The organism is Bernardetia sp. Wsw4-3y2 (genome assembly GCF_037126295.1).
Lineage (GTDB): Bacteria > Bacteroidota > Bacteroidia > Cytophagales > Bernardetiaceae > Bernardetia.
In genome coordinates this window covers 325,928-339,563 of record NZ_CP147018.1, presented here as the reverse complement: position 1 = coordinate 339,563, position 13,636 = coordinate 325,928, and the positions used below count along the sequence as shown (strand labels likewise).

Below are 13,636 nucleotides of genomic sequence, written 5' to 3'. Positions count from 1 at the left end.
CTAGTAAAAAAACTATTTTTGTCAGAAATCTCTTTCTTATTGAAAAATAAGGAGGAGATTTTTGCTTTTAGTAGTTATTTCAAAAATATATTCTGATGAAAAAACACATAATTTTATTTTTCCTATTTGTTACTTCATTAGTTTATAATCCAACTTATGGGATGGTTGGTTTAGCAGATGAAACTTACTATACACCTTATGGAAACGAAATAGATAATTGGACAGGAAACACGTTAAAAGTAAATGGAAAAGAACAATTAACAGGATTAAAAGAATGGCATTTTTATAAAGGATTCATTATAGGAAAATGTAGTTGTTATCCTCCTTTTAATAATAGGGAAAAAGCAGAAAGACAGCAATTAGGAAGCTATTTTGTCTTTAATGAAAAAAATAATCAATCTCATTTTTTCGAAACAGAATTAGAATGGGATATTTTTTTAGAACAAAATAATTTAAAACCTATACTTTGGACACGATGGCACGATGGAGGAGATATGGGTAATATACTTTTCTTTATAGCTTTTTTACTAATATTCTATTTCTTTGTTTCTATTCCTCTTTTAATTTGTTTTTTTATTGGCTTTTATAAAAATGTGAAAAAAGAAGGATTCAAATTTAGTAGTCCCTATTTTATTGGAATTACTTGTTTATTATCTTTAATCTTTTTAACGTGGATTTTAGAACAGTTTCCTAACAGCATTTAAATTCAAAGAAAACAATCATGAAAATCTATAAAATCACGTTCCTTTTACTTCTAATTTTTATAGCTTTCAATTCTTGTAATAAAAAAAGTCATTTTTATAAAAAAGATAAAGATTCAGAATTCAAATATGAATATACTTTTTCATTTGACCATAAAGACGACACAAGTAGAGTAAAAATAGACAAGAAAGAAGCTACGAAAAGCAAAATAGGTGGTGTTGTTTCAAATGGAGATGGTGATGAAATGCCGTATAAATTTTATATAAAACCCACTAAAACTACTAATAAAAAGGTTTTTGAAACAGATTGGTCTGGGAAATTTGAATTCGAAATCGCAGCAGGTAAATATGAAGCTACAGTATTTTCTATGGTAAATGATATAAACATAGAACGTTTAGATTTTGAATTTGAAATAGAAGAAAATACAGAACTTATTTTTGATATTTATCTAAAAATGAAACCAGAATTAACCATTTATCAAATCAATTCAAAAACTCCTCTTTCTAAGAGAAAAATTGAAGAAATAAAAAAATGCACAAAACAAAACAGAAGCAAAGAAGGAGGTGAGCCTTGTTGGGAAAAGGGCAAATATACTATTTCCATACAAATCTAATTCAATTAAGAAACAATATCCAAACATAAACCACCAAAAAGTAGTTGTAGGTACAATAATTGAGAAGTCAGTTAATCATCATAAAAATAATCATTTACTTTTTCAACTAATTAATGAAAATCGAAGAGGCATTAAAAACAAACAAATTCAAATCTGACCAACATAAAGCGATGTTAAATATTATGTTTACGGCAAGTTGGTTGCGTGGTAAAGTAGTAGGCAAGCTAAAATGTTATGGAATTTCGCAAGAACAGTATAATGTACTTCGAATTTTGCGTGGTTCACACCCTACTCCATTATGTGCAAAAGATATTACTGACCGAATGATTGATAAAAATTCGAATACGACACGTATTATGGATAAATTAATTACAAAAGAATATATCAATAAATGGCGAGGAGAAGTAGATAGAAGAGAAGTAAATATTTCTATTACAGAATCAGGTTTGGAACTTTTGAAACAGATAGACAATGAAGAACCTATAGACAAACCTAATTACCTTAATCTTTCAGATGCAGAAGCAGGACTTTTGAGTGCGCTTTTAGACAAACTCAGAGAAGAAGATTCAGTTAACAGTCATCAATAAATGAAATAAAGTTAGAATTTAGATTTCAGAAGTTAGAATCAATGGATTTGATAATGTGAATATAAATTTTTCGTTTATTAATAAATGAAGTCGTATTTTTGTCAATCATTTTTACTAAAGTAGTGTATTGACATACTTCTAAAATCTATCTTCTAAATTCTAAATTTGTATATGAATAAAGAAAACTGTTTCGAACTCGGTTCACTCATCAAACCTCACGGACTCAAAGGCGATATTCAAGCCTTTTGGGATACTGATAATATTGATTTATATCTTGACATTGAATCTATTTTGGTCGAACAAAAAGGACAATTAGTTCCTTTTTTTGTAGAAAATCTGCGTCCACAAGTCGGACAAAAAGTGCTTATAAAATTAGAAGGAGTAGATAGTGTCGAACAAGCTGAAGAGTTTAGAAAACTGAAACTCTTCTTGCCTGATGAGTTTGTTCCAAAATTAGAAGAGGATGAATTTTTCTATCACGAAATTATCGGTTTTATGGTTTCTGATATAGAAAAAGGGGAAATTGGCAAAATAGACACAATTTATAATCTTCCTCAAAATGATTTATTAGTCATCAACTTTAAAGAAAAAGAAGTATTGATTCCTCTAAAAAAAGAATTAATAAAAGAATTTAATAGAGAAAATAAATCTATTTTGATGCAACTTCCAGAAGGACTTTTAGATGTTTATTTGAGCGATGAGGAGGAAGAAGAAGAAAAAGAAGATTAAATAAATAAGAGTCTTTTCTAAAATTAGAGTATAAAAACTGCTGTTGTTGGTGTTTTAGCGACAGCGACACCAACAACAAATAACTATGAAGCCAATTGAATCTCAAAAAGCAAATCTTTTAAGTTTGTATTTTTTAGCTTTTTGTATTGCTTTTCTATTTACAAATTGCCAAAGTCAAAAGCCTACATCTACCCAAACAGAACAAAAAGATCCTTTTGCACTTCGTTTTATTGGAGAAAAAATTATTCCTTTTGAAGAAAAATTTGGAGAAAATGAACAAAAAATGACTGTTGGTGGACTTTCAGCAATTGATTATGACAATTCAACAGATAGTTATTATTTACTTTCTGATGATTTATTTGATGAGAATGGACTTTTGCGTTTTTATACAGCCAAATTGAATTATACAAAAGATAGCTTTGAAGAACTAAAAATAAATTCTGTAAACTTTCTCAAACAAGAAAACGGAAAATTTTATCCTAAAAAAAATGAAGGTACAAAAATAGCTGACCCAGAAAGCATTTGTTTTTCTAGTAAATCAAGTACACTTTTTTGGAGTAGTGAAGGCGATAGAGAGCGAAATATAGTTCCTTTTATTGCCGAAATGGATACAAATGGCAATCAAATTAGAAAATTTAAACTACCCAAGCATTTTATAGACACCACTCAAAATAAAGGTTGGTATCACAATGCAGCCATCGAATCTATGACTTTTTCGGATAATGAAAACAAAATTTGGTTTCTCTCCGAAACTGCTTTACAACAAGATGGCGAAATGACAAAAAACACAGAAGGTATATTTCCAATTCGTTTGATAGGTTTAGACAGAAAAACCTCAAATTTTGAGCAGGAATTTGTTTATTTGGCTGAACCTGTTGCTAAAGAACCAATTCCACAAACAGCCTACGGACTCAATGGAATTGTAGAAATTTTAGAATGGAAAACAGATAAAAATAATACACAATTTTTAGTTTTAGAACGTTCTTATTCTCAAGGTTATCAAGCAGATGGAGGAACTGTTGTAAAATTATTTTTGGTAGAAACAAAGAATGCAACTGATTCTAAAAATATAGAAAGTCTTAAAAACCTGATTCCAAATAAAGATTATATTCCTCTAAAGAAAACACTAATTTCCGATTTATCAAAAATGAACCTCAATCATGTAGATAATATCGAAGGAATGACATTAGGAAAAATGCTTGCAAATGGCAATAAAACAATCGTTTTTGTATCAGATAATAATTTTAGCCCTAAGCAGAAGACACAGTTTTTAGTATTTGAGATTTTGGAATAGAGCAAAAAGAATTTTAAAAAACAATCAATTTCCAAACTTCAATTTCTTCTGTTTTCCAAACCGATTGCCATTCTACAAGTTTGTTTTGATGTTCGCTAAAATAAAGCATAAGCATATCTGTTTGTGATTTACTAGTTTTGGAAGGCAAGATAAAATATAAATTCGAAGAATTGATAGTATTATTTTGATTCAGATTTTCTTCATTTTTTAGATGTTGAATCGGAATTACTAAATTATTTTGAAGTTGTTCTTTATCAAATTTTGAGGTAACTGAAGTAGAAAAAGGAAGCGATGTTTTATCATTTAAGTGTGCATTCCAGTCAATATATGCTTTTTGGTCGGAAAAATAACTCTTATAAATATTTTCCAAAACGGCTTTTGCTTCTACATAATTTTTGCGAGTAGCCAGACTTTCCGAAATATAAATTGCCAAACTTCCACTAAGTTCAATCACAATCAGAATAATTATTCCTATGAAAATAATTTTTTGATGAATTTTGAAAGAAACAATATCTTTAAATCTGTTTGCACCAATTAAAGGTAAAAGCCCTCCATAGGCACATAGAGCTAATAAAAATCCATTTTCTGTATCTAAACTAATATATTCTGTCCACACCCAAATCAGAAAAATAACCACCCAATAGGTTATCAAACGATAGCGAGAAAGATTATAATTTGCTAAAAACAAAAACCAAAAAATAAGTAAAGCAATTTGTAAAATTACATATCGTAACTCTAAAATTGGATTACCTTCAACAGGAACAACAGAATCATAGTGCAACAAAAATTCAGTAATTTCTTGAATAGCTTCTTCTGAAAAATGGTGATTTGTTGTTTTATTTTCCCAACTCAATTCTCCAAAGCCTCTAAAACCACTTAACCACAAACGAAAATCATTTTTTGTCCAATTTACTTCTATCAAATGTTCATCTAAAAGCCATTGAGGAACATTTTTTTCTATTTTTTCTGCTGAAAAATGAATAACTTCATTTTGTTCAATTTGACTTTCAATCAAATCCCAAACTAAAGCCAACATAACTAGTGAAACCAAAATCACAACTTGAGGCAACTGATTTTTGAAATTTTCCTTTTTAAGATACCAAAGTGAAAACGGAATACTGGCAGCCATTGCCCACCCAAATCCTTTGACAGACCAAAAAAGCCCCACCAAACAGAGCAATGTTCCAACAAAAATATTGATATAAAAAGACGTATTTTTTTTATAATTAATTACTAAGAGACTTACTCCTGAAAGCACACAAATAGTTGCCACAACATGCCTATCTAACCATAAGAGCATAGGAATAAAAGCGACAAAAAAGACCAAAATATAAAGAACCAACACTCTAATTTTTTGATTAAAATCAGAAATAGATGTAAAAAATTGAGCAAAAACAGCCGAGAAACTAAAACCTAAACTAACTATCAAAAACCAAGAAAAAAAAGTAAAAACAGAATTGTCTTTACTGACTTGATGAGAAAAATGATATAAGAAGTTTAAAGTAGGTTCGCTATAAGAAGCCCAAAAAACAAAATATACAAGCAATAATAAAATGCTATGAAGAAGTAAACTAAAAACCCAAATTAAAAAAGGGTTTCTTAAAGTAGTAATAAAGGCAGTATTTTTCAAACTCTTAAGTCTATTAAAAAATGTAAGTACTAAGTACCAAAAGTACACAAAAAATCTATCTAGGCACATTTTTTAACAAATTTATTCTTAAATTCATTTTGTATTATTTTCATTATCCACAAAAAAACATAATAAACTCTTTGTATTTAGTTTCTGTATTTAGTCTTAATAAAAGTATAGTTACCTTTGCAGCCCTATAATCTACTTTAGTTTATTTCTTAGTGTAAAACACATTCAAATAAATTAAAGCACACTTAAAAAACTATTACTTAATATTATTACTTACAAAAAATGAAAGCTATACTTTTAGTTGTTTTCTTTACGCTTATTTCCTATTTATGCTCTGCTCAAACTGTTACACCTCCAATTCCTAAACAAATTTCTAAAGGAAGATTGTATTTTTATTGGGGATATAATAGAGGTTGGTACACCAAATCAGATATTCATTTTAAAGGTAAAAACTATGATTTTACCTTAAAAGACGTAATTGCTAAAGATAGACAATCCAAATTTGCAGTTGATCCCTATTTCAAGCTAAACAAAATTACGATTCCTCAATACAACTTTCGTATAGGATATTATCTGACAGAAAACTGGGATGTTTCATTTGGAATAGATCACATGAAATATGTAATGCAACAAAATCAGATTGTGGATATCAATGGTTACATTCACGATACTTCATCAAATTATGATGCTGATTATTTTCATAATGATATAAAATTGAAAGATGATTTTTTACAATTTGAACACACAGATGGTCTAAATTATGTAAATGTTGAAATAAGGCATTCTAGTTTACTTTTTGATTTTAATAAAATCAAAATTAGTCTTAATAAAGGTCTAGGAGTTGGCTTTTTATATCCAAGAACAAATACAACTTTATTAGGACAACAGCGACACGATGATTTTCATGTAGCAGGATATGGAATTGGTGGTGTGATAGGTGCTAGAGTTGCTTTTTTTAATAAATTCTTTATTCAATCTGAATTTAAAGGAGGATATATCAATTTACCAGATGTAGAAACAACTTATTCAAAATCTGATAAAGCTGAGCAAACATTCTTTTTTTCTCAACTCAATATTGTTTTTGGAGGAATTATAAATCTGCGTAAAAAACAATAACAAAAAAACATCTTGATAAATACAAAATACCTTCAATTTTCAACACAGATATTGAAGGTGTTTTTTTACGCCTTTTTCCTGTTTTAGCTTATTTTTAAGATATTGTAGTCATCTTGATTTATAAATAATTTAAAAATTATGCCCATGAACCTGCAAAAAAATAAAGAAAATGCAATCGCATTCTATAAAACTGCTTATGAAGGAAACCCTAAAAAAGCAATAGAAACATATATTGGAAAAGAATATATTCAACACAATCCGGATGTTGCTGATGGAACACAAGGGTTTATTGATTATTTTGAAAGGATGCAAATTGAATATCCTGATAAATCCATTGAATTTGTTAGATGTATTGCTGAGGGAGATTTAGTTGCTTTACATACTCATCAGACTTGGCTAGAAAAAGACGTTCAAAATGAGTATATAACAATGGACTTTTTTAGATTTGATAAAAATGGCAAAATATGCGAACATTGGGATGCTATCCAAAAAATTCCTGAAAAGTCAGCTAATCCGAATACGATGTATTAATAAAAAATATTCAAGTATAGATAATTGTGAAAGTATTGTTTATACTTGAACATTTAAAAATTAATCATATCCAAAAATACAATATAGTGAAAAAAGATATTCAGAAATATAATTTTAAAGAGGGACTACCACAAGAACTTGAAGTAGTAGAAATGAATCAACTTTTTAAATCTGATGGTGAAAAACTGACATCTACTCATAGAACAGAGTTTTATCAAAAATTGTGGTTTCAAAAAGGAACACCAACACATTTAGTTGACTTTAATCCTATAAAAATAGAACCTCATACTATTGTTTTTTTGAATAAAAATATGGTACAACGTTTTGATAATAAAGATGATTCTGATGGAAAAGGAATTTTGTTTACAGATGTTTTTTTCTGCAAAACAGAAATAGATACAACATTTTTAAGAAGTACTATCTTATTTAATGATTTATTTTCTATTCCTACCATTCATATTCCCCATATGGAATCTATATTCGCTACTTTTTTTGAACAGATGCAAGCAGAATCAAACAACCCAAATGATGAGTATCAAGCTGATATTCTTCGGAATTATTTACGTAATTTATTACTAATTTCTGAACGAGAAAGGCAAAAACAAGGATTTACCAAAGTCAAAACAGGATTAGATTTAGATTATACAATGCTTTTCAAAAATCTATTAGAAGAAAAGTTTCAAGAAGAAAAATTGGTAAATTATTATGCTACTCAGATAAATATTACACAAAAAAGACTCAATCAAGCTACCTCAAAAACATTAGGTAAAACACCTAAGCAAATTATTGATGAAAAAATTATGCTAGAAGCCAAACGACTTTTAGCACATACCAACGAAAGTGTAAAAGAGATAGGATTTACATTAGGCTTTGAAGAATCTACTAATTTTATCAAGTATTTTCGTAAACATGCTGATACTACTCCCATCGAATTTAGAGAGTTTTTCAATCCTTAATTTCTAGTTGGAACAAAAGTATCATCTAAAGGACTTTCTGTATCATTATTTTTTTGTTGAATAGCCTCAACTTTGTATTGTCAATTTAAAACTCAAATCTCAATACAATGAAAAAGTTATTATCAATCACATCTTTAATTTTAACCCTTGGATTATTATCTTGTAACTCACAAAATAGTATTACTTCACAAACTAAAAAAGCAGAAAATATGAACACTACAGAAATTTCAAATAAGAAAAAAGCTGTTGCTTTATTAAAAAGTATCGAAACAGGAGCACAAGAACCTGTTAGTTACATCAATCCAAATAAATATATTCAACACAATTTGAGTATTGCTGACGGACTAGCAGGTTTTGGAGCTTTATTGGCTCAACTTCCAGCTAATTCAGCAAAATTAAATACAATTCGTGCTTTTCAAGATGGAGATTTTGTATTTACTCACACAGATTATAATTTTTTTGGTCCAAAAGTAGGTTTTGATATATTCAGATTTGAAGATGATAAAATTGTAGAACATTGGGATAATTTACAAGTAAAACCTGAATCCAATAACCCAAGTGGGCATTCTATGATTGATGGTACAACAGAAATCAATGATTTAGACAAGACCAATGAAAATAAAAGGGTAGTCAAAAATTTTGTAGAAGATATTTTGGTTAATGGAAAAATGGAAAAACTAACAGGATATTTTGATGGAGATAATTATATCCAACACAATCCACAAATTGCAGACGGTCTTTCTGGTCTTGGAAAAGCATTAGAATATATGGCTTCTCAAGGAATTACAATGAAATATAACAAAGTACACCGAGTTTTGGGTGAAGGAAATTTTATTTTGGTAGTAAGTGAAGGTTCATTTGCTGATAAATCTACTTCGTTCTATGATTTATTCAGAGTAGAAAATGGTAAAATTGCTGAACATTGGGATGTAATCGAACCGATTGCTCCAGCAGAAGAACATAAAAACACAAATGGTAAATTTTAATATTCACAACTAAATCAAAGCTAACAAATGAAATTTTTAGAAGCAGCTCAAAACCGTTATGCAACAAAATTGTATGACCACAACAAAAAAATTGACAGTAAAAAAATGGAAGAATTGAAACAAATTCTACATTTAAGTCCTTCCTCAATTAATGGTCAGCCTTGGCAATTTACTTTTGTTCACGATACAGAAATGAAAGCCAAATTAGCAGAATCCTCTTTTTTCAATGCAGATAGAATCAAAGATTGTGATACTCTAGTAGTCTTTAGTTCGATAGATAATATTGATTTGTTTGAGAAACAGATTACTGAACATTTAGTAGAAGGGGCTGTCAATTATTTTAATACCGTTGTAAAACCTCTAGGAGATGTTTTTGTAAAAAACTGGTTTCAAAAACAAGTTTATTTATCATTAGGAATATTTTTGGGAGCATGTGCAACAATGGAAATTGATGCAACTCCAATGGAAGGAATTGAACCTGATAAATATGATGCTCTTATTAATCCAAATGGAAATTATACTGCCTTGTTTGGTGTGGCTGTTGGTTATCGCAATCCTGAAGATTTTTTTCAGCCTATTAAAAAACCTAAAGAAAGAGTAGAGTTTGATAAAATAATAAGAAGTATATAAAATAAATTTTTCAACTAGCAAATAAACCCACCTTCAAAAATCAAAAGATTTTAAAGGTGGTTTTTTATGTAATTTTCTTTCATAGAAAAAGATGTTTATAAATTAGAAAAGCAGTTTTACTTCTTACTCTCTTCTGCTACACCATATTTTCCATAAGGTTGTGTACGTTGAGTAGGGTCGCTATGTGCAAAATCTAACATTCCAAAGCCATAATCAGTATACTCTCCTAAGCCACAATTACAAATAAAATTTTGTACTTGTGGGTGTGCATAAAGCACAAAAGGGAACGTATATCCTCTTACCTCTACTTCACTTCCTTGTCCTTCAAGTGGATAAATACGAGCAAACTTCTTTTCTTCTTGCTGTATTTTTTCTAAATAACGACGGTCAGGAACAAGCTGAAACTTATAAAATTCTGCCATTTCGGCATCGGTATAATGTCCAGACTCTTCCATACGAGTAAGTGTAGAATCATAAAGAAGATCAGAAAATTTGTCCATACTTGGTACGATAAATTCTTTTGTATCTCTATGAAAACGAGGACTAGAAACCACCAACGGAGAAATACAAATGTATTTTGTCATCTCTCGTTGCTCTGGCATGAGTTCTTGTTCTACTGCTTCAGGAGCTAATTCTAGCTCTCCAATCTGTATGTGTTCTCTACTAAAAAGACTATCCAAAAGCTCATCAATCACTTCAGTACGAAGCGCAGACAAAACCAATGTAACTTTTCGGGAACAGTAATGTAAGCCTTTTCGGCTCACTCGTGTTTGACCTTTTAATCCAGAAAAATTATAAAACAAATTATCATCTACTCCAAAAGAAGTATCTGTAAGTAAATCTTTAATAAATCCTGAAAAAAGGTGCTGGTGATAGAAGGGCAAAACTGCGCCTCTATTCCGTAAATCAAATATTATTCGAACTCTCAAAATTCAACAGTTTAAAAAATGGTTGAAATAAAAAATAAGTAACTATAAAGTAAGTCTATTACGAAACACTATATGACCCTTTTTGTTTTATAAAAATGTATATTTTAATTACTAATTTAATATTATACTACAATTATAGTTATTAAAACAAAAACTGTTTAACAAAAATGCAATTAAACAGATATTTACAAAAAAATAATTAAACAAAGCATTGATGTAAATCTTGTGTTTACAAAAATAACACAAAATAATTAACTTCATTTATTTAATTTATCATTTCTTGAAATTTTTTCCACGCAGATGCAATTAATTTATCTGTCATTTGTTCACAATAATATGAACCTGAGATTGGATCTGCAGTTGCGTCTACAAAAGATTCTTCACGTAACATGACAGAAACATTACGAGCAATACGATTTGCCCATGCTTTAGATTTTGTATTCTCTTGATTTTGATGTGAGACTACACTCAAAGCATTTGTTCCTCCCAAAATACAAGAAAATGCTTGTGTAGTATTTCTAATTAAATTCCAATTTTCGTCTTCTAAACTCTTTTCGTCAGTACCTTGTGAAGTAATTGAATGAATATATGGTTTAGTATCCACTTGATACAAGTCATACATTTGAATCAAAAGCCAATTCAAAGCACGTATTTTGGCAATTGTAATGAAAAAACTATCAGTTGCTTCTACTACAAATTGAATATTTTGTAAAATATTTTTGTTTGAATTTTCTACTAATTTCTTAACTTCAAAAAGAATATCAGCAATATTTTGGGCTTCATCTTTCGAATTATTCAATTGCAATGTAATAGAACGAAAAGCAGTATTTGTTTGAGAAACTGATTCTAAAAAAGTAGTAGAGAATTGATTATTTTTCTTGGATGAGTTTTGATATAAAACTCCTCCAGTCAAAAGATGTATTTCAAAACCTCTTTCCTTTACATAATCAATATATTTTTCTAAAAAACTTTGTAATTCATTTTCATTTTCTATATCTACCTGAAAACTCACAGCACAATAGGGCAAAGCTACTTCAAAAAGTAAATATTCTAATTTTTTCTTATCAATATTAGTTAGCTCTATACTTTTCAAGTCAAAACAAACTCCTTCTGCGCCACTCATCAAAACTTGGCGAACCTCTTTATTTATTTTCTCTAGCTCTTCTTTTTCTAAACGATATAGCTTTATAAAAGGCTGATTATACCAAAAACGAGGCTGAGAAACAGGTTCATTTAAAGCTAGTTGATTATTTTGAAGAATCTGTAAATAGGATAAATCAGAATGATTCTCTTCATCTTTTGTATAATATGGCTCAATAGAAATGTCTTCTGAAAACTCCCACTCCAAATCTTGATAGGGTTTTCCCTTTAAAAATTTAGTAGCTGTCTCAACCCATTGCTTTTTTATTGATTCTGATTTTTCTTTACTTTGATTTTCAAAATTATCTACAAACATACTTAATGATTAGTTTTTCAATGATTAGTGATTTATGAATACAAAATACTCAATTTCTCTTAATTTGCCTCTACAAACTTTTTCAAATCTTTATTCATTACCTCAAATCCTTTTCCCACCAAAGTAGGCAACATAAATTTTATAAATGGAATTATAAAACCTTCATATTCTTCTCTATGAATGAAAAGGATTTGATTTTCAGTTTTTTCTTCTATTTCAAATATATGTGTTGGTTCGAAAAGCCAACGAGCAATCATATATCCATTCCAAGCTAATGTTTTGTTTGGAGTGTTTCGACAAATTGTACCATCAAAAGTAATAGGCAAACCAGCAGGAGGAAACATTTTAGCTTCTATTTTTCCTCCTAAATTTGAATTGCCTTCTATTTTTTTGATAAAATTATTCCAAGTTGGATAATTTGGAAAGTCTAAAAGTACATTCCAAACTTTTTCTTTAGAAGCATTTATTATAATTTCTGTATAGACTTGAGGTAATTTTTCAGACATTTTAAAAGTATTAAACTTGACCAACAAGCTGCAAGATAGATTCAAAAATTACTCTTCCATCCGTATTTCCCAAAATTTCATCGGCAGCACGCTCTGGATGTGGCATCATTCCAAAAACATTTCTTTCCTTATTACAAATTCCTGCAATATTCATTGCTGAGCCATTTGGGCAGCTATCATCTGTAACTCTAGCTTCACTATCACAATAACGAAACAAAATTTGATCATTAACAATCAAACTATTCAAATCTGCATCAGAAGCATAGTAACGACCTTCTGCATGAGCAATCGGAATTTTATAGGCTTTTGCTGGGTCTGTATTTTGAGTAATCAAACTATTTTGAGAAGTAGCTTGAAGAAATATATTCTTACAGTTAAATTTTTGATTATTATTTCGAAGTAATGCACCTGGTAATAAATGAGCTTCTGTAAGAATCTGAAATCCATTGCAAATACCTAAAACATAACCACCTTTTTCGGCATGTTTTATCACTTCATTCATAATTGGTGAAAAACGAGCAATCGCACCCGAACGCAAATAATCTCCATACGAAAAACCACCTGGAACGACAATAAAATCACAGCCTTCTAAATCTGTACTTTTGTGCCAAAGTTTGACAGTTTCTTGTTTGAAAGTATCTTTAAGAACAGAATATACGTCGTGGTCGCAATTAGACCCAGGGAAAACAATAACTCCGAATTTCATAGAATAAATGGATAAAATGGTATAATTTCGTTTTTTAAACACAGAGTTCGCAGAGGAACACAGAGAACTGAAAGTCAGTGTAGCTAATTAAAAAAATAAGTAACTGAGCAAAATAAAATACATCTAAGAAAAGAATTAGAAAGTGGAAGTATAAACTGTCAAGACACCTTTGAGGTGTCAGACAGATTCCATTTGCATATAAATAACTTTGCTCAATTACTTACATTTTGAAATATATTTTTTATAATTACAAAAA

Annotated in this window: 15 protein-coding genes; 10 read left to right on the top strand and 5 right to left on the bottom strand. The window is 29.3% G+C overall.

Features of this window, described 5'->3' with window-relative positions; translation table 11 throughout:
* Positions 1-95 precede the first annotated feature (95 nt).
* From V9L05_RS22845 to V9L05_RS22825, 5 genes are all read left to right on the top strand, one after another.
* Positions 96-704 (top strand): hypothetical protein, encoded by a 609-nt coding sequence (locus V9L05_RS22845; protein WP_338815447.1) that lies wholly within the window; start codon positions 96-98, stop codon positions 702-704.
* 17 nt (positions 705-721) lie between these two features.
* Entirely contained in the window at positions 722-1,315 is a 594-nt protein-coding gene (locus V9L05_RS22840) for a hypothetical protein (protein ID WP_338815446.1), read from the top strand.
* A 113-nt stretch (positions 1,316-1,428) separates the two neighbouring features.
* Entirely contained in the window at positions 1,429-1,902 is a 474-nt protein-coding gene (locus V9L05_RS22835) for a MarR family transcriptional regulator (RefSeq protein WP_338790982.1), read from the top strand.
* Between the two features lie 171 nt (positions 1,903-2,073).
* Positions 2,074-2,631, top strand: a complete 558-nt coding sequence (rimM, locus tag V9L05_RS22830) for a ribosome maturation factor RimM (protein ID WP_338815445.1) — start codon at positions 2,074-2,076, stop codon at positions 2,629-2,631.
* 85 nt (positions 2,632-2,716) lie between these two features.
* Positions 2,717-3,925, top strand: a complete 1,209-nt coding sequence (locus V9L05_RS22825) for an esterase-like activity of phytase family protein (protein ID WP_338815444.1) — start codon at positions 2,717-2,719, stop codon at positions 3,923-3,925.
* Positions 3,926-3,938: 13 nt separating this feature from the next.
* On the opposite strand, the gene V9L05_RS22820 is transcribed toward V9L05_RS22825, so the two are convergent.
* Positions 3,939-5,555, bottom strand: coding sequence for a hypothetical protein (locus V9L05_RS22820; protein ID WP_338815443.1), 1,617 nt, complete (start codon positions 5,553-5,555; stop codon positions 3,939-3,941).
* A gap of 291 nt (positions 5,556-5,846) precedes the next feature.
* On the opposite strand from V9L05_RS22820, the gene V9L05_RS22815 reads away from it, so the two are divergent.
* The 5 genes from V9L05_RS22815 (at position 5,847) to V9L05_RS22795 (ending at position 9,783) form a co-directional block, all read left to right on the top strand.
* On the top strand, positions 5,847-6,680 hold the full coding sequence (locus V9L05_RS22815) for a hypothetical protein (protein ID WP_338790978.1): 834 nt from the start codon (positions 5,847-5,849) through the stop codon (positions 6,678-6,680).
* 144 nt (positions 6,681-6,824) lie between these two features.
* Positions 6,825-7,211, top strand: a complete 387-nt coding sequence (locus tag V9L05_RS22810; protein ID WP_338790977.1) for an ester cyclase — start codon at positions 6,825-6,827, stop codon at positions 7,209-7,211.
* Between the two features lie 86 nt (positions 7,212-7,297).
* A complete protein-coding gene (locus V9L05_RS22805) occupies positions 7,298-8,167 on the top strand; it encodes a helix-turn-helix domain-containing protein (protein ID WP_338815442.1) in 870 nt (289 codons plus the stop codon).
* A 209-nt stretch (positions 8,168-8,376) separates the two neighbouring features.
* Positions 8,377-9,153: a nuclear transport factor 2 family protein gene (locus tag V9L05_RS22800; RefSeq protein ID WP_338815441.1), complete on the top strand. Its 777-nt coding sequence runs from the start codon at positions 8,377-8,379 to the stop codon at positions 9,151-9,153.
* Positions 9,154-9,180: 27 nt separating this feature from the next.
* Positions 9,181-9,783 carry an NAD(P)H-dependent oxidoreductase gene (locus tag V9L05_RS22795; protein WP_338815440.1) on the top strand — a complete coding sequence of 201 codons (603 nt, stop codon included), beginning with the start codon at positions 9,181-9,183 and terminating at the stop codon, positions 9,781-9,783.
* A 116-nt stretch (positions 9,784-9,899) separates the two neighbouring features.
* Here V9L05_RS22795 and V9L05_RS22790 read toward each other — a convergent pair whose 3' ends face one another.
* From V9L05_RS22790 to purQ, 4 genes are all read right to left on the bottom strand, one after another.
* On the bottom strand, positions 9,900-10,712 hold the full coding sequence (locus V9L05_RS22790; RefSeq protein WP_338790973.1) for a CRISPR-associated endoribonuclease Cas6: 813 nt from the start codon (positions 10,710-10,712) through the stop codon (positions 9,900-9,902).
* A 265-nt stretch (positions 10,713-10,977) separates the two neighbouring features.
* Complete coding sequence (locus V9L05_RS22785) at positions 10,978-12,168, bottom strand: methylmalonyl-CoA mutase family protein (protein ID WP_338815439.1); 1,191 nt, start codon at positions 12,166-12,168, stop codon at positions 10,978-10,980.
* A 59-nt stretch (positions 12,169-12,227) separates the two neighbouring features.
* The gene (locus V9L05_RS22780; protein ID WP_338815438.1) at positions 12,228-12,674 is read right to left on the bottom strand and encodes an SRPBCC domain-containing protein; all 447 of its coding nucleotides are present in this window, start codon (positions 12,672-12,674) and stop codon (positions 12,228-12,230) included.
* 10 nt (positions 12,675-12,684) lie between these two features.
* Positions 12,685-13,380 carry a phosphoribosylformylglycinamidine synthase subunit PurQ gene (gene purQ / locus V9L05_RS22775; RefSeq protein ID WP_338790970.1) on the bottom strand — a complete coding sequence of 232 codons (696 nt, stop codon included), beginning with the start codon at positions 13,378-13,380 and terminating at the stop codon, positions 12,685-12,687.
* Between the last annotated feature and the right edge of the window lie 256 nt (positions 13,381-13,636).